Source organism: Candidatus Methylomirabilis sp. (assembly GCA_036000645.1).
Lineage (GTDB): Bacteria > Methylomirabilota > Methylomirabilia > Methylomirabilales > JACPAU01 > JACPAU01.
Genome location: DASYVA010000189.1, coordinates 1 through 16426 on the forward strand (window position 1 = coordinate 1; position 16426 = coordinate 16426).

The 16426-nt window shown below is 67.8% G+C and carries 13 protein-coding genes, 1 tRNA gene and 1 pseudogene; all 15 read right to left on the reverse strand.

Annotated elements, in window-relative coordinates; genetic code table 11:
- Positions 1–6 precede the first annotated feature (6 nt).
- Entirely contained in the window at positions 7–1209 is a 1203-nt protein-coding gene (gene tuf / locus VGT06_10655; GenBank protein HEV8663582.1) for an elongation factor Tu, read from the reverse strand.
- 22 nt (positions 1210–1231) lie between these two features.
- Positions 1232–3325, reverse strand: coding sequence for an elongation factor G (gene fusA, locus VGT06_10660; protein ID HEV8663583.1), 2094 nt, complete (start codon positions 3323–3325; stop codon positions 1232–1234).
- Positions 3326–3420: 95 nt separating this feature from the next.
- Positions 3421–3891: a 30S ribosomal protein S7 gene (rpsG, locus tag VGT06_10665; protein ID HEV8663584.1), complete on the reverse strand. Its 471-nt coding sequence runs from the start codon at positions 3889–3891 to the stop codon at positions 3421–3423.
- A 79-nt stretch (positions 3892–3970) separates the two neighbouring features.
- On the reverse strand, positions 3971–4348 hold the full coding sequence (rpsL, locus tag VGT06_10670; GenBank protein HEV8663585.1) for a 30S ribosomal protein S12: 378 nt from the start codon (positions 4346–4348) through the stop codon (positions 3971–3973).
- A gap of 84 nt (positions 4349–4432) precedes the next feature.
- A complete protein-coding gene (rpoC, locus tag VGT06_10675) occupies positions 4433–8560 on the reverse strand; it encodes a DNA-directed RNA polymerase subunit beta' (protein HEV8663586.1) in 4128 nt (1375 codons plus the stop codon).
- 48 nt (positions 8561–8608) lie between these two features.
- Positions 8609–12601: a DNA-directed RNA polymerase subunit beta gene (gene rpoB, locus VGT06_10680; protein HEV8663587.1), complete on the reverse strand. Its 3993-nt coding sequence runs from the start codon at positions 12599–12601 to the stop codon at positions 8609–8611.
- 145 nt (positions 12602–12746) lie between these two features.
- Entirely contained in the window at positions 12747–13130 is a 384-nt protein-coding gene (gene rplL, locus VGT06_10685; protein HEV8663588.1) for a 50S ribosomal protein L7/L12, read from the reverse strand.
- Positions 13131–13211: 81 nt separating this feature from the next.
- Positions 13212–13736: pseudogene (gene rplJ, locus VGT06_10690) on the reverse strand (50S ribosomal protein L10).
- A gap of 10 nt (positions 13737–13746) precedes the next feature.
- Positions 13747–14466 (reverse strand): 50S ribosomal protein L1, encoded by a 720-nt coding sequence (rplA, locus tag VGT06_10695; protein ID HEV8663589.1) that lies wholly within the window; start codon positions 14464–14466, stop codon positions 13747–13749.
- A gap of 66 nt (positions 14467–14532) precedes the next feature.
- Positions 14533–14958, reverse strand: coding sequence for a 50S ribosomal protein L11 (rplK, locus tag VGT06_10700; GenBank protein ID HEV8663590.1), 426 nt, complete (start codon positions 14956–14958; stop codon positions 14533–14535).
- 10 nt (positions 14959–14968) lie between these two features.
- The gene (gene nusG / locus VGT06_10705) at positions 14969–15598 is read right to left on the reverse strand and encodes a transcription termination/antitermination protein NusG (GenBank protein HEV8663591.1); all 630 of its coding nucleotides are present in this window, start codon (positions 15596–15598) and stop codon (positions 14969–14971) included.
- Between the two features lie 23 nt (positions 15599–15621).
- The gene (gene secE / locus VGT06_10710; protein HEV8663592.1) at positions 15622–15816 is read right to left on the reverse strand and encodes a preprotein translocase subunit SecE; all 195 of its coding nucleotides are present in this window, start codon (positions 15814–15816) and stop codon (positions 15622–15624) included.
- A gap of 107 nt (positions 15817–15923) precedes the next feature.
- Positions 15924–16000: transfer RNA gene (locus VGT06_10715), tRNA-Trp, on the reverse strand.
- Between the two features lie 135 nt (positions 16001–16135).
- Positions 16136–16285 carry a 50S ribosomal protein L33 gene (gene rpmG, locus VGT06_10720; protein HEV8663593.1) on the reverse strand — a complete coding sequence of 50 codons (150 nt, stop codon included), beginning with the start codon at positions 16283–16285 and terminating at the stop codon, positions 16136–16138.
- Positions 16286–16291: 6 nt separating this feature from the next.
- A partial coding sequence (gene tuf / locus VGT06_10725) for an elongation factor Tu (protein HEV8663594.1) occupies positions 16292–16426 on the reverse strand: 135 nt, incomplete at its 5' end.

Below are 16426 nucleotides of genomic sequence, written 5' to 3' on the forward strand. Positions count from 1 at the left end.
CGCGCCCTACCCCAGGATCTCGCTGATGACCCCCGCCCCCACCGTCTTCCCCCCCTCCCGGATGGCGAACCGGAGCTCCTTCTCCATGGCGATGGGGGTGATGAGCTCCACCGTCATGGTGACGTTGTCCCCCGGCATGACCATCTCGGTCCCCTGGGGGAGCTGGACGACCCCGGTGACATCCGTGGTCCGGAAGTAGAACTGGGGGCGGTAGCCGTTGAAGAAGGGGGTGTGGCGGCCCCCCTCCTCCTTGGTGAGGATGTAGGCCTCGGCCTTGAAGCGGGTGTGGGGGGTGATGGAGCCGGGCTTACTGATCACCTGGCCCCGCTCCACCTCCTCCCGCTTCGTCCCCCGGAGCAAGAGCCCGATGTTGTCCCCCGCCTGCCCCTGGTCGAGGATCTTCCGGAACATCTCCACCCCGGTGACCACCGTCTTGACCGTGGGGCGGATCCCCACGATCTCCACCTCCTCCCCGACCTTCACCAGCCCCCGCTCCACCCGGCCGGTGACCACCGTGCCGCGCCCGGAGATGGTGAAGACGTCCTCCACGGGCATGAGGAAGGGCTTCTCGATCTCCCGCTTCGGGAGGGGGAAGTAGGCGTCCACGGCGTCCATGAGGGCGAAGATCGGGGCGGCGTCCGGGTGGGTGCGGGCGGGCTTCGCGGCCTCGAGGGCCTTGAGGGCGGAGCCCTTGATGACCGGGATCTCGTCCCCGGGGAAGTTGTACTGGGTGAGGAGCTCCCGGACCTCCAGCTCCACGAGCTCGAGGAGCTCGGGGTCATCCACCATGTCCGCCTTGTTCAGGAAGACCACCATGCCCGGGACCCCGACCTGGCGGGCGAGGAGGATGTGCTCCCGGGTCTGGGGCATGGGCCCCTCGGAGGCGGCCACGACGAGGATCGCCCCGTCCATCTGGGCGGCCCCGGTGATCATGTTCTTGATGTAGTCGGCATGCCCGGGGCAGTCCACGTGGGCGTAGTGGCGCTTCTCCGTCTCGTACTCCACGTGGGAGATGGCGATGGTGATCCCCCGCTCCTTTTCCTCCGGGGCCTTGTCGATCTGATCGAAGGGGATGAAGGCGACCTTCGGGTTGACCGTGTGGAGGCACTTCGTGATGGCCGCGGTCAGGGTGGTCTTCCCGTGGTCGATGTGCCCGATGGTCCCGATGTTCATGTGCTCCTTCGTCCGCTCGAACTTCGCTTTGGCCATGGACACGCTCCTCCCCTGCCCTCTACCGCGCCGTGGGCCGCCCCGCCATCCGGCTCACGATCTCCTCCGCGATGGTCGTCGGAACCGGCTCGTAGCGGACGAACTGCATGGTGTGGGTCGCCCGGCCCTGGCTTAATGACCGGAGGGTCGTGGCGTAGCCGAACATCTCGGCCAGGGGGACCTCCGCCCGGATCATCTGCGCGGCGGCCCGTGACTCGATCCGCTGGACCCGTCCCCGCCGCGCGTTGAGATCCCCGATGACATCGCCCAGGAACTCATCTGGGACCACCACATCCACCTGCATGATGGGCTCCAGGAGGATGGGCTTGCCGCGCCGCGCCCCGTCCTTGAAGGCGAGCGACCCCGCGATCTTGAAGGCCAGCTCCGACGAGTCCACCTCGTGGTAGGAGCCGTCGAAGAGGGTGACCCGCAGGTCCACCACCGGGTACCCGGCGAGCACCCCGGTCTGCATCGCCTCCCGGAGCCCCCGCTCCACCGCCGGGATGTACTCCCGCGGGATCGTCCCCCCCACGATCTTGTTGACGAACTCGGACCCGGTGCCCGCCGGCTGGGGCTCCAGGCGGAGCCAAACGTGCCCGTATTGGCCCCGCCCGCCGGTCTGCCGGATGAAGCGCCCCTCCGCCTCGACGGGATGGGTGACGGTCTCCCGGTAGGCCACCTGGGGTTTCCCCACGTTGGCCTCGACCTTGAACTCCCGCAGGAGACGGTCCACGATGATCTCCAGGTGCAGCTCCCCCATCCCGGCGATGATCGTCTGCCCTGTCTCCTCATCCGTGTGGGCCTTGAAGGTGGGATCCTCGTTGGCCAGGGCGGTCAGGGCGGTCGAGAGCTTCTCCTGGCCCTCCTTCGTCTTAGGCTCGATCGCCACCGCGATGACCGGCTGGGGGAACTCGATGGCCTCCAGGAGGATGGGATGGGCTTCGGTGCAGAGGGTGTCGCCCGTCTTGGTGCTCTTCAGGCCGACGGCGGCGGCGATGTCCCCCGCCCGGATCACCTTGATGTCTTCCCGCTTGTTGGCGTGCATTCGCAGGAGGCGGCCAATCCGCTCCTTGGTCCCCCGGGTGGAGTTGGTAACGTAGGAGCCGGCCTCCAGCACCCCCGAGTAGACCCGGAAGAAGGCCAGTTGGCCCACGTAGGGGTCCGCCATGATCTTGAAGGCGAGGGCCGCGAAGGGCTCGGTGTCGGAGGGGGTCCGCGTCACCCGCTCCCCGGTCTTCGGGTGGGTCCCGACGACGGGGGGAAGGTCCACCGGAGAGGGGAGGAGCTCCACGACGGCGTCCAGGAGGGGTTGGACCCCCTTGTTCCGGAAGGAGGCGCCGCAGAGGACCGGGATTACCCGCATCGCCAGCGTCGCCTTCCGGAGGGCCGCCAGGACGTCTTCCGCGGCGATCGCCTCCCCTTCCACATAGCGCTGGAGGAGCCGCTCGTCCTGCTCGGCCACGGCCTCCAGGAGCTTTTCCCGTGCCTTCGCCACTTCCCCCTTGAGCTCGGCGGGCACCGGCTCCAGCCGGAGGCGGGCCCCCAGCGTATCCTCGTCCCAGAGAATCGCCTGCATCCGGATCAGATCCACGACCCCTTGGAACTTAGCTTCCGCCCCGACAGGGATCTGGATGGCAACGGGGTTCGCCCCCAGGCGCTCCGCGATCATGAGCATGGACCGGTAGAAGGCGGCGCCGGTCCGGTCCATCTTGTTGACGAAGACGATGCGGGGCACCCCGTACTTGTCCGCCTGCCGCCAGACCGTCTCGGTCTGGGGCTCCACCCCGCTCACGGCATCCAGGAGCACGATCCCCCCGTCCAGGACGCGCAGGGAGCGCTCCACCTCCACCGTGAAGTCCACGTGGCCCGGGGTGTCGATGATGTTCACCTGGTGGTCCCGCCAGAAACAGGTGGTCGCGGCCGAGGTGATGGTAATCCCCCGCTCCTTCTCCTGGGCCATCCAGTCCATCTCGGTGGATCCGGCGTCCACCTCCCCGATCTTGTGCGTCTTCCCCGTATAATAGAGGATGCGCTCGGTGGTAGTGGTCTTGCCGGCATCGATGTGGGCCATGATGCCGATGTTCCGGATCCGCTCCTTCCCGTTCTCCTGCGACAACCGCAATCCTCCTGCCCGCCCGGGCGGCGCCCGGAAGCGATGGGGCCCCACGCCGACCCCCGCCGTGCGGCGAAGGTCCCGGGTGGGGCCCCGGGCTACCAGCGGTAATGGGCGAAGGCCTTGTTGGCCTCCGCCATCTTGTGGGTGTCCTCGCGCTTCTTGACCGCCGTGCCCCGGTTATTCGCCGCCTCGATCAGCTCGGCGGCCAGCCGGTCCGCCATCGTCTTCTCGTTGCGCTGGCGGGCAAAGCCGATGATCCAGCGCATGGCCAGCGAGGTGCGCCGCTCGGATCGGACCTCCACCGGGACCTGATAGGTGGCCCCGCCGACGCGCCGGGACTTCACCTCCAGGACCGGCTTCACGTTGTCCACGGCCTGCTTGAACATCTTCAGGGGATCCTGCTTCGTCCGGGACTCGATCAGCCCCATGGCCCCGTAGAAGATCCCCTCCGCCAGGCTCTTCTTCCCCTTCACCATCATGGTGTTGATGAACTTGGCCACCAGCCGGTTGCCGTACAGCGGATCCGGCAGCGTCTCCCGCTTCAGGACCACCTGTCGTCGCGGCACGCTCGCCCCTCCAGAGAAACGAAAAACGGCACTTAACTACCGAGGCGGCCCGCCGCCCCTAAGTGCCGGTCTCCCCGCCCTAGCTCGCTTTCGGCCGCTTCGCCCCGTACAGGGACCGGCCCTGGCGGCGGTCCTGGACCCCCGCCGTGTCCAGGGTTCCCCGGATGATGTGGTAGCGGACCCCGGGGAGATCCTTCACCCGCCCGCCCCGGATGAGCACGATCGAGTGCTCTTGAAGATTGTGCCCGACCCCGGGAATGTAGGTCGTGACCTCGATCGCGTTCGTCAGTCGCACCCGGGCCACCTTCCGCAGCGCCGAGTTTGGCTTCTTCGGCGTGGTGGTATAGACCCGGACGCACACCCCCCGCTTCTGGGGAGACTCCTCCAGGGCCGGAGCCTTCACCTTGCGGCGGAGCTTCACCCGGCCGTGCCGGACCAGCTGATTGATGGTGGGCACGCTCCTCCCACGGGCCGTCGTGGCCCAAACCGCGACACCTTACCAGGGTGTGCGAATTCTTGTCAAGCCCTTTATGCCCGGACCCTATCCGGGTGGCACCGGCAGATCCCCCAGCGGGATCTCCAGCACCTCGATCCCCTCCGGGGGCGGGGCCGCCTCGGGCGCCGGGACGGGTTCCGGCGCCGGCTCGGGCGGCTCGGGCGTGTTCAGCTGGGTCTCTCGGTACCACCGCATCCCGGTTCCGGCCGGGATCAGGCGCCCCATGATCACATTCTCCTTCAGCCCCCGAAGCTCGTCGCGGGCGCCGTTGATGGCCGCCTCCGTCAGCACCTTCGTCGTCTCCTGGAAGGAGGCGGCGGAGATGAAGGAGTCGGTGGAGAGGGAGGCTTTCGTGATCCCCAGAAGGAGGGGCTTGGCGGTCGCCGGCGTGCCACCCGCCTTGATGACCCGCTGGTTCTCGTCGCTGAACAGGATCTTGTCCACGTGCTCCCCCACCAGGAAGCCCGTGTCCCCCACCGTCTCGATCTGGACGCGCTTCAGCATTTGCCGGACGATGACCTCGATGTGCTTGTCGTTGATATTGACCCCTTGCAGCCGGTAAACCTCCTGGACCTCATTGACGAGGTACCGCTGCAGCTCCTGGTCCCCCAGCACGTCGAGAATGTCGTGCGGATTGATGGGGCCGTCCATGAGGGGCTCGCCAGCCTTCACCTCGTCCCCCTCCAGGACGTTGAAGTGCTTCCCCCGGGGGATGAGGTACTCGCGCGGATCCGCCGCCTCGCCCCGGATCAGCACCTTCCGCAACCCCTTGACCATGCCGGCGAACTCCACCCGGCCGTCGATCTCCGAGATGACCGCCGCCTCCTTGGGCCGCCGGGCCTCGAAGAGCTCCGCCACCCGGGGCAGACCGCCCGTGATGTCCTTGGTCTTGGTAGTCTCCCGCGGGATCTTGGCGATGACGTCCCCCGCGGAGACCGCCTGGCCATCGGAGACCACCAGGTGAGCGCCGACCGGGAGGAGCGTCTTGAAGAGGGTCACGTTGTGCTCATCCTTGATGGAGACCCGGGGCTGGAGCTCCTCCTTCCCGTGCTCCACGATGACCTTTTGCGCCAACCCCGTCACCTCGTCGACTTCCTCCTTCATGGTGATCCCCTCGATCACATCCCGGATAATCACCTTGCCGGAGTGCTCCGTGAGGATGGCGAGCGTGAAGGGGTCCCACTCCATCAGGGTGGTCCCCAAGGAGACCCGCTGCCCGTCTTCCACCTTCAGCTTGGCCCCGTACACGGCCGGATAGGTCTCCTTCTTCCGCCCCTTCTCGTCCACGATGCCGATGGTGCCGTTCCGGTTCATGACCACCAGGTCCCCCGGGCCGGTCTTCACGGTCTTCAGGTGGGTGAACTGGACGGTCCCCGCGGTCTTGCACTCTACGGTCGTCTGCTCGGCCAGCCGGGTCGCGGTGCCTCCGACGTGGAAGGTCCGCATCGTGAGCTGCGTACCGGGCTCGCCGATGGACTGCGCGGCGAGGACCCCCACCGCCTCCCCCAGCTCCACCAGCTTCCCGGTGGCGAGATTCCGCCCGTAGCAGCGGATGCAGACCCCGCGCTTGGCCTCGCAGGTGAGGACCGACCGGATCTTCACCCGGTCGATGCCGGCGTCCTCCACCCGGGAGGCGATGGGCTCGACGATCTCCTCGTTGGCCCGGACGATCAGCTCCCCGGTGAAGGGATCCGTCACGTCGTCCAGGGCGACCCGCCCCAGAATGCGGTCCCGCAGCGGCTGGATGATCTCCCCCCCCTCGATGAGCGGGGTGACCCAGATGCCGTTGGGGGTGCCGCAGTCGACCTCGGTGACGATGACGTCCTGAGCCACGTCCACCAGCCGGCGGGTCAGGTAGCCGGAGTCGGCCGTCTTCAGGGCGGTGTCGGCCAGGCCCTTCCGGGCCCCGTGGGTGGAGATGAAGTACTGGAGGACCGTCAGCCCCTCGCGGAAGTTGGCGGTGATGGGGGTCTCGATGATCTCCCCCGAGGGCTTGGCCATCAGCCCCCGCATCCCGGCGAGCTGGCGGATCTGCTGCCGGGATCCGCGGGCGCCCGAATCGGCCATCATGAAGACGGGGTTGAATTCCCCCTCCTTCATGGCCTCCAGCTCCCGGAAGAGCTCGTCCGACACCCGCTCGGAGACCTGGGTCCAGATGTCGATGATCTTGTTGTACCGCTCGCCCTTGGTGATCAGCCCGTCCAGGTACTCCTGCTCGATCTTGATGACCTCCCGCCGGGCCTCCTCGATGAGCTTCTCCTTCCCGGCGGGGATGTGCATGTCGTCGATGCCGATCGAGACCCCGGCCAGCGTCGCGTAGCGGAAGCCCAGGTCCTTCAGGGCGTCCAGCAGGCGAACGGTCTGGCTGTTCCCGAGGAGGTAGTAACACTGGGCCACCAGGCGGGCGAGCTCCCGCTTGCTCATCTCCTGGTTCACGAACCGGAGCTCGAGCGGGAGGATCTCGTTGAAAAGGACCCGGCCGACGGTGGTTTCCAGGATCTCGCCGCCGAACCGGAGCTTAATCCGGGCCAGCAGCCCGACCTCCTCCGAGTCATAGGCGCATCGGACCTCCTCCATGTCGGCGAAGATCCGCCCCTCCCCCTTTTCGCCCGCCCGGGCCTTGGTCAGGTAGTAGCAGCCCAGGACGATATCCTGGCTGGGGGCCGCCAGCGGCTGCCCGTTGGCCGGGGAGAGGATATTGTGGGGGGCCATCATGAGGACCGCCGCCTCCAGCTGGGCCTCGGGGCTGAGGGGGACATGGACCGCCATCTGGTCCCCGTCGAAGTCGGCGTTGAAGGCGGCGCAGACCAGGGGGTGGATCTTGATCGCCTCCCCCTCCACCAGGACCGGCTCGAAGGCCTGGACGCCCAGGCGGTGGAGCGTCGGGGCCCGGTTCAGCATGACGGGGTGCTCCTTGATCACCTCCTCCAGCGCGTCCCAGACCTCCGGCCGCCCCTTCTCCACCATCTTCTTCACGCTCTTGATCGTGGTCGCGTGCTCGTTCTGCTGCAGGAGCTTCCGGAAGATGAACGGCTTGAAGAGCTCCAGGGCCATCTTCTTTGGAAGGCCGCACTGGTGCAGCTTCAACTCGGGCCCCACCACGATCACGGAGCGCCCGGAGTAGTCCACCCGCTTCCCGAGCAGGTTCTGCCGGAAGCGGCCCTGCTTCCCCTTCAGCATGTCGCTCAGGGACTTCAGCGGCCGGTTGTTCTGGCCCTTCAGCGCCCGGCCGCGCCGCCCGTTGTCGAAGAGGGCGTCCACCGCCTCCTGGAGCATCCGCTTCTCGTTCCGGATGATGATCTCGGGGGCCCGGAGCTCGATGAGGCGCTTGAGGCGGTTATTCCGGTTGATGACCCGGCGGTACAGGTCATTCAGGTCGGAGGTAGCGAAGCGACCGCCGTCCAGGGGGACCAGGGGGCGCAGCTCGGGAGGGAGGACCGGGACGACCTCCAGGATCATCCACTCCGGGCGGTTCCCCGAGTGAACGAAGGCCTCTACGATCCGGAGCCGCTTCGTGATCTTCTTCCGGGTCTGCTGGGACGCTTCCACCTGCATCTGGGCCCGGAGTGCATCCGCCAGCTCCTTTACGCTCACCTGGCGCATCAGCTCCCGGATGGCCTCGGCCCCCATCCCGACCCGGAAGGCGTCGGGCCCGTGCTCCTCCTGGAGCTTCCGGTACCGCTCCTCGCTGAGGGTCTCCCGCGGCTTCAGGCCGGTGCTCCCCGGATCCAGGACGACGTACTCCTCGAAGTAGAGGACCTTCTCCAGGTCGCGGAGGGGCATGTCCAGGAGGTAGCCGATGCGGCTGGGGATCGACTTGAAGAACCAGATGTGCACCACCGGAGAGGCCAGCTCGATGTGGCCCAGGCGCTGGCGGCGCGCCTTGCTGCGGATGACCTCCACGCCGCACTTGTCGCAGACCACGCCCTTGTGCTTGATCCCCTTGTACTTCCCGCAGTTACACTCCCAGTCCTTGGTGGGGCCGAAGATGCGGGCGCAAAAGAGGCCGTCCCGCTCCGGCTTGAAGGTCCGGTAGTTGATGGTCTCCGGCTTCCGCACCTCGCCGTGCGACCAGGCCCGAATCTTCTCGGGCGAGGCCAGCCCGATGCGAATGGCCCGGAAGCTGGTAGGGTCGATCGGCTTCTCGTCGAAAAACCCGAAGAACTTATCCACGGTGGCGCTCCTCCTGACCTGCCGACCGGTGGGGGTGACGCGCGGCCATTACTCCTTGATCAGTTCCACGTCCAAGGCGAGGCTCTGGAGCTCCTTGACGAGCACGTTAAAGGACTCGGGAAGCCCCGGCTCCAGGGTACACTCCCCCTTGACGATGGACTCGTACATCTTGGTGCGCCCCACGACATCGTCCGACTTGACGGTGAGGATCTCCTGCAGGGTGTGGGCCGCCCCGTAGGCCTCCAGGGCCCAGACCTCCATCTCGCCGAACCGCTGGCCCCCGAACTGGGCCTTCCCTCCGAGCGGCTGCTGGGTGACCAGGGAGTAGGGGCCGATGGAGCGGGCGTGGATCTTGTCGTCCACCAGGTGGGCCAGCTTCATCAGGTAGATATACCCGACCGCCACCTCCTGGTGGAACGGCTTGCCGGTGCGGCCGTCGCACAGGAGGGTCTTCCCCCCGAGGGGCAGACCCGCCTTCTTCAGCATGTCCTTGATCTCCTTCTCCGTGGCGCCGTCGAAGACCGGGGAGGAGACCCGCAACCCCAACGCCCGGGCGGCCCAGCCCAGGTGCGTTTCCAGGATCTGCCCCACGTTCATCCGGGAGGGCACCCCCAGGGGGTTCAGGACCACCTCCACCGGGGTGCCGTCGGGGAGGAAAGGCATATCCTCCTCCGGGAGGATCTTGGCGATGACACCCTTATTGCCGTGGCGCCCGGCCATCTTGTCCCCGACGGAGAGCTTCCGCTTCACGGCGACGAACACCTTCACCGTCTTGAAGACGCCCGGGGCCAGCTCGTCCCCCTTCTGGAGGCGGGTGATCCGCTCCTCCAGCATGGTCTCGAGTACGTGGATCTGGTTCTCGGCCGCGGTGGAGAGCTTCTCCACCTTCCGGGCGATCTCGTCGGAGAGCTGCCGCGCCGCCTCGGCCAGCTCCTCGGACTTCAGCGCGTCCAGCATCTCGGCCGTCAGCTTCTTGCGCTTGGGCACGAGGACCCGCCCGCTCCGCTTCGCCCGGAGATCCCGCCCCGCGATCTTCCCCTCGATGAGGGCGCGGATCCGCCGGTCCCGGTCCTTCGCGATGATGGCGATCTCGTCCTCGTAGTCCTTCCGGAGGCGGCTGACCTCCTCGTCCTCGATGGACTTGGCCCGCTCGTCCTTGTCCACCCCCTTGCGGGAGAAGACCTTCACCTCGACGACGGTCCCCGTGATCCCCGGCGGGACGTAGAGGGAGGCGTCCCGGACGTCCTCCGCCTTCTCCCCGAAGATGGCCCGGAGCAGGCGCTCCTCGGGGGTCAGCACGGTCTCCCCCTTCGGCGTGACCTTCCCCACCAGGATGTCGCTGGGCTTGACCTCCGCCCCGATCCGGATGATCCCGCTCTCGTCGAGGTCCCTCAGCGCGTCCTCCCCCACGTTCGGGATGTCCCGGGTGATCTCCTCCTTCCCCAACTTGGTGTCCCGGGCCTCGACCTCGAACTCCTCGAGGTGGATGGAGGTGTAGCGATCGTCCTTCACCAGCTTTTCGCTGATGAGGATGGCGTCCTCGAAGTTGTACCCTCCCCAGGGCATGAAGGCGACCAGGACGTTCTGGCCCAACGCCAGCTCCCCGATGGCGGTCGCGGGGCCGTCCGCGATCACCTGGCCCTTCCGGATCCGGTCGCCCACACTCACGATCGGCTTCTGGTTGATGCAGGTGTTCTGGTTGCTCCGCTCGAACTTCATGAGCGTGTAGATGTCCACGCTGCTGCCGTCGGCGGCTCCCCCATCCCCGGCCTCGTCGGCCCGGACGATGAGCCGCTCCGCCGAGACCGCCTCGACCACGCCGGCCCGCCGGGCCACCACCACCGCCCCCGAGTCCTTGGCCGCCACGAACTCCATCCCGGTCCCGACCATGGGGGCCTCGGGCCGCATGAGCGGCACCGCCTGCCGCTGCATGTTCGCGCCCATGAGGGCCCGGTTGGCGTCATCGTGCTCCAGGAACGGCACCAGGGAGGTGGAGACCCCGACGAGCTGCTTCGGCGACACATCCATGTAGTCCACCTTCTCCCGGGGGACCAGGACGAAGTTCCCGCCGGAGCGGGCGGAGACCCGGTCGGTGGCGAAGCGCCCGCGAGCGTCCAGGGGGGCGTTCGCCTGGGCGATGGTGAACCGCTCCTCCACGTCGGCCGTCAGGTACTCGATCTCGTCGGTCACCCGCCCATCCTTCGCCTTCCGGTAGGGCGTCTCGATGAACCCGAAGTCGTTCACCCGGGCGTAGGTGGAGAGGGAGGAGATGAGGCCCACGTTGGGTCCTTCCGGGGTCTCGATCGGGCACATCCGCCCGTAGTGCGTGGCGTGGACGTCGCGGACCTCGAACCCGGCCCGCTCTCGGGAGAGGCCCCCCGGCCCCAGGGCGCTCAGCCGGCGCTTGTGCGTCAGCTCGGCCAGCGGGTTGGTCTGGTCCATGAACTGGGAGAGCTGCGAGGAGCCGAAGAACTCCTTGAGGGCCGCCGAGACCGGCTTGGCGTTCACCAGGTCGTGCGGCATGAGGGTCTCCAGCTCCTGGGTGCTCATCCGCTCCCGGACCGCCCGCTCCATCCGCGCCAGCCCGATGCGGAACTGGTCCTCGAGCAGCTCTCCGGCCGACCGGACCCGGCGGTTCCCCAGGTGGTCGATGTCGTCCACCGTCCCCTCGCCGTGGATCAAGTGGAGCAGGTAGCGCACGATGGCGACGATGTCTTCCTGGCGCAGGACGCGGACATCCAGGGGGACCTCCATCCCCAGCTTGCTGTTCAGCTTGAAGCGGCCCACCTTGGAAAGGTCGTACCGCTTCCCGTTGAAGAAGGTGGAGTCGAGCAGGGCCCGGGCGCTCTCCACCGTCGGCGGATCCCCGGGGCGCATCCGCCGGTAGATCTCGACCAGCGCCTCCTCCTCGGAGTGGGTGCTGTCCCGCAGGAGGGTGTCCCGGATCTCCAGCTGCTCCCGGCCTTCCCCGCCGTGCAGGAGCACCAGCCGCCCCACCCCCCGCTCCACGATCCGCTCCAGCGCCTCGGGGGTCAGTTCCTGCGCGCACTCCAGGAGGACCTCCCCCGTCTTCTCATCCACCACGTCCACCGCGGTGATCCGGCCCGCCAGATCCTCCTTGTAGATCGAGACGAGGCGAATCCGGGCCGCGACCGCCTTCTTCACGGAGGCCCGCGAGAGCTTCTTCGTCCGGGGGAGGATCACCTCCTTGCCCCGCGGGTCCCCCAGGTCCTTGGCCACCCGCCACCCCACGGCCGGCGAGACCTGGACCTCCTTCCCGTCCACCCGGTCGGTCAGCACCAGGGCGAACTCCTTCCCCCGCTCGATCTGGACCACGTCCCGCTCGTAGAAGAGGCGCAGGATCTCCTCGTTCGACCCGTAGCCGATGGCCCGGAGCAGGATGGTGGCCAGGAACTTCCGCCGCCGATCGATGCGGACGTGCAGGATGTCGCTGGCGTCGAACTCGAACTCCAGCCAGGACCCCCGGTAGGGGATGAGCCGGGCGCTGTAGAGGACCTTGCCGCTCGCGTGGGTCTTGCCCCCGTCGTGGTCGAAGAAGACCCCGGGCGAGCGGTGGAGCTGGCTCACCACGACCCGCTCGGTCCCGTTGATGACGAAGGTCCCGTGCTCGGTCATGAGGGGCATCTCGCCCAGGTAGACCTCCTGCTCCTTGATGTCCCGGATGCTCTTGGCCTCCCCCGCCCCCCCCTTGTCCCAGACCACGAGGCGGAGGGTGACCTTGAGGGGAGCCGAGTAGGTCATGCCCTTCTCCCGGCACTCCACCGGGGAGTACTTGGGTTGTCCGAACTCGTACTTCACGAACTCCAGGGAGGCCGAGTCGTCGTAGTCGGTGATCGGAAAAATGCTGGTGAAGACCCCCTGCAGGCCGATTTGCTCCCGACGGTCGGGCGCCACGCGGTGCTGCAGGAACTGGTCGAAGGAGCGGCGCTGGATCTCGATCAGGTTGGGGATGGCGATGATCTCCGGGATCTTGGCGAAGCTGATCCGATCCCCCGCCCCCTTGGCCTTGACCACTGCCATTGGCGATTCCCCTCGGGCGCGCCGCGGGCGCGCCACGTTACGTCCCGGGCCCATGGCGTCTCACCCGGGGTCGTCCCTCCCGCCTGCCGGCCAGAGGCCGGCGGCCGGGCACCATGGACCCCGCGACCCCGGGCGGACGGCGCGCCTACTTCACCTCGACCGTGGCCCCGACGGCCTCCAACTTGGCCTTGATGTCCGCCGCCTCCTGCTTGGAGACCCCTTCCTTCACCGTCTTGGGAGCGCCGTCCACGAGATCCTTGGCCTCCTTCAGCCCCAGCCCGGTGATGGCCCGGATCTCCTTGATGACCTGGATCTTCTTCTCCCCGACGGCCGAGAGGACCACGGTGAACTCCGTCTTCTCGGCCTCAGCGGGGGCCGCCGCCGGGGCGCCCGGGCCGGCGGCCACTGGGGCGGCGACCGCCGCCGTGACCCCGTACTTCTCCTCCAGCTTCTTGACCGCGTCGTTCAACTCGAGGACGGTCCAGGAATCCAGCGCCTCCAGGAAGTCCTGCACGCTCACCTTGCCCATGGCTCCTCCCCTGACCGGCGCCCCGAGGACGCCGAGAACCGCATGCCCTATCCTTAGTCCCTGCCCCTGCTCGCGCTTCTCCCGCACCTGGCCCAGCGCCACCACCAACCCCCGCAGGTTCCCCTGCAGGACGACCGCCAGCCGCCGCAGCGGGGCCTGCAGGGTCCCCACGAGCCGGGCCAGCAGCACCTCCCGGGAGGGGAGGGCAGCCAGCGCGAACACCTCCTCCCGGCTGACGACCTTCCCCTCCAGGTAGCCCCCTTTGATCTGGAGTTGGGGGAGGGCCCGCGCGGCCTGCGAGAGGATCCGCGACGGGGCCAGCGGGTCCCCCAAGCCGAAGGCGATGGCCGTGGGCCCTTCGAGGAGGGGGTGCAGACCCGTGAGCCCCAGCGCCTCGGTCGCCCGGCGGGCCAGGGTATTCTTCACCACGCGCAGCTCGACCTGGTCCTTCCGCAGTTGCCGCCGCAGCTCCGTCAAATCGGCCACCGTGAGCCCGCGGTAGTCGGTCAGAACCGCGCTGTGGGCGGCCCGGAGGGCCCGCCCGAGCTCCGCCACCTTCGCTTCCCGTTCTGCCCGGCGCCCTTTCGCCCGCGTCGCCTGTGGCATCCCACGCTCCCTAGGAGGCCTTCGCCAGCCCGGCGACGCTGGTCGGGTCCACCGGAATGCCGGGCCCCATGGTCGAAGAGATGGTGATCCCCTTCAGGTACTTGCCCTTGCTGGTGGGGGGCCTGGCCCGGACGATGGCCTCGAGCAGGCTCCGGGCGTTCTCGGTCAGCTGCGCCGCGGTGAAGGAGGCCTTCCCGAAGGGGACGTGGATGATCCCCGCCTTCTCGACCCGGTACTCGATCTTGCCCGCCTTGAACTCCCGGACGGCCCGGGCGATGTCGAAGGTGACCGTACCGGTCTTGGGGTTGGGCATCAGCCCCCGGGGGCCCAGGATCTTCCCCAGCTTCCCCACCTGACCCATCACGTCCGGGGTGGCCATGGCCCGGTCGAATTCGAGCCAGCCCCCATTGATCTTCTCGACCAGGTCTTCCAGCCCGACGAAGTCCGCCCCCGCGTCCCGTGCCTCCTTCTCCTTCTCCCCCTTGGCGAAGACGAGGATCCGGACCGGCTTGCCGACCCCGTGCGGGAGGGCCACGGTCCCCCGCACCATCTGATCCGCCTTGCGCGGATCCACCCCGAGGCGGATCGCCAGTTCCATGGTCTCGTCGAACTTGGCCTTCGCGTTCGCCTTGGCCAGGGCGACCGCCTCCTCCAGGCCGAGGGCCCGCCGCTCCTTGAGGGCCGCCTGGACGGCCGCCGTCGCCGCCGTGTACCGCTTGTGCTTGGCCATCCCCGCTCCTCCCGGTCGCGCTCCGCCGGGCCCGCCCTGCGGTCCCCCCTGCCCGCGGGGGGGCCGCTAGGAGACCACCTCGATGCCCATGCTCCGGGCCGTCCCCTCCACGATCCGGACAGCGGCGTCCAGCGAATGCGCGTTCAGGTCGGGAAGCTTGGTCCGGGCGATCTCCTCCAGCTGCCGCCGGGTCACCTTGCCTACCGTCACCCGCTTGGGATCCTTGGACGCGGTGGCGATGCCCGCCGCCTGCTTGAGCAGGATCGACGCGGGGGGGGTCTTGGTGACGAAGGTGAAGGTCCGGTCCCCGTAGATGGTGATCACGACCGGGATGACCAGGCCCTCCTGCGCGGCCGTCTTGGCGTTGAAGGCCTTGCAGAACTCCATGATGTTGACGCCGTGCTGCCCCAGGGCCGGCCCGACCGGCGGTGAGGGATTCGCCTTCCCGGCCGGGACCTGCAGCTTGACCACGGCGGTGATCTTTTTGGCCATGGGCGTCCCCTCAGACCTTCTCGACCTGGAGGAACTCGAGATCCACGGGCGTGGGGCGGCCGAAGATGCTGACCATGACCTTGAGGCGCCCCTTGTCCGGTTTGACCTCTTCGACGAGGCCGGTGAAGTTGGTGAAGGGACCGTCAACCACCCGGACGCTCTCCCCCTTCACGAAGTGGACCCGGTGCTTCGGCTTCTCCACCCCCTCCTCGACCTGCTGCATGATCTGGGCGACCTCGCTGTCCGGGATCGGGGTGGGTCGGGTCCCGGGGCCGACGAAGCCGGTCACCTTGGGGGTGTTCTTGATCAGGTACCAGAGGTCGTCGGAGATCTCCATCCGGATGAGGAGGTAGCCCGGGAAGAACTTCCGGAGGCCCTCCTTCCGCTTCCCCTTCTTGAGCTCCACCACCTTCTCGGTCGGGATGAGAATCTCGCTCACCTGATCGCCCATCCCCTTGGCCGTCACCTGCTGCTCGATGCTCGCCTTCACCTTGTTCTCGAAGCCCGAGTAGGTGTGGACGACGTACCACCGGTGAGAGGGAGGAACCACCTTGGGGGGCTGGGCTTCCGGGGCTTCCGCCAGCTGGCCCTCCGAGATGACCATGTCCACCCCTGCGTGCTCGGTGCGCGGAGATTCCATCGTGCGATCCTCGCCGGCGACGGTTATCGCAGGATCAGGCTCGCCAGCCTCTGGAGGCCGAGGTCCACGAGCCCAAGGAAGAAGGAGACGATGAAGACGGAGACGATGACGACGACGGTGGACCCGATGACCTCCTTCTTCTGGGGCCAGGTCACCTTGCTCATCTCTGTCCGGACTTCCCGCAGGTACCGGACAACCCGCTCCCAGTAGTCGCGCATCCCCGGCAGGCCCCCCTTCCGACGCTCCCTTCGGTCGCTGCCTCCCCCCAGGGCTGAAGGCGTCGGGCGCCTTCAGCCAACTCGGAGCTCGGACCCCCCGCGACCACTGGCAGGCGTGGAGGGATTCGAACCCCCATCCCCCGGATTTGGAGTCCGGTGCTCTAGCCGTTAGAGCTACACGCCTCGTCTCAACGGCGCTCCGCTTCACTGGGTGTCTGGGGGAGACCCCGGCCTCGAGTAACGTGGCGTGGCGCAACACCTTCGCCACTTCGTCCCCCTCCCCGGTGCTCTAGCCGTTAGAGCTACACGCCTGGGGCGCCTACTTCGTCTCCTTGTGGACCGTGTGCTTGCGGCACCAGCGGCAGTACTTCTTCAGCTCGAGCCGGTCCGGGGTGTTCCGCTTGTTCTTGGTGTTGGAGTAGTTCCGCCGCTTGCAGTCCGTGCACTCCAGCGTAATGATCTCCCGCATCGCGCCCTACCCCAGGATCTCGCTGATGACCCCCGCCCCCACCGTCTTCCCCCCCTCCCGGATGGCGAACCGGAGCTCCTTCTCCATGGCGATGGGGGTGATGAGCTCCACCGTCATGGTGACGTTGTCCCCCGGCATGAC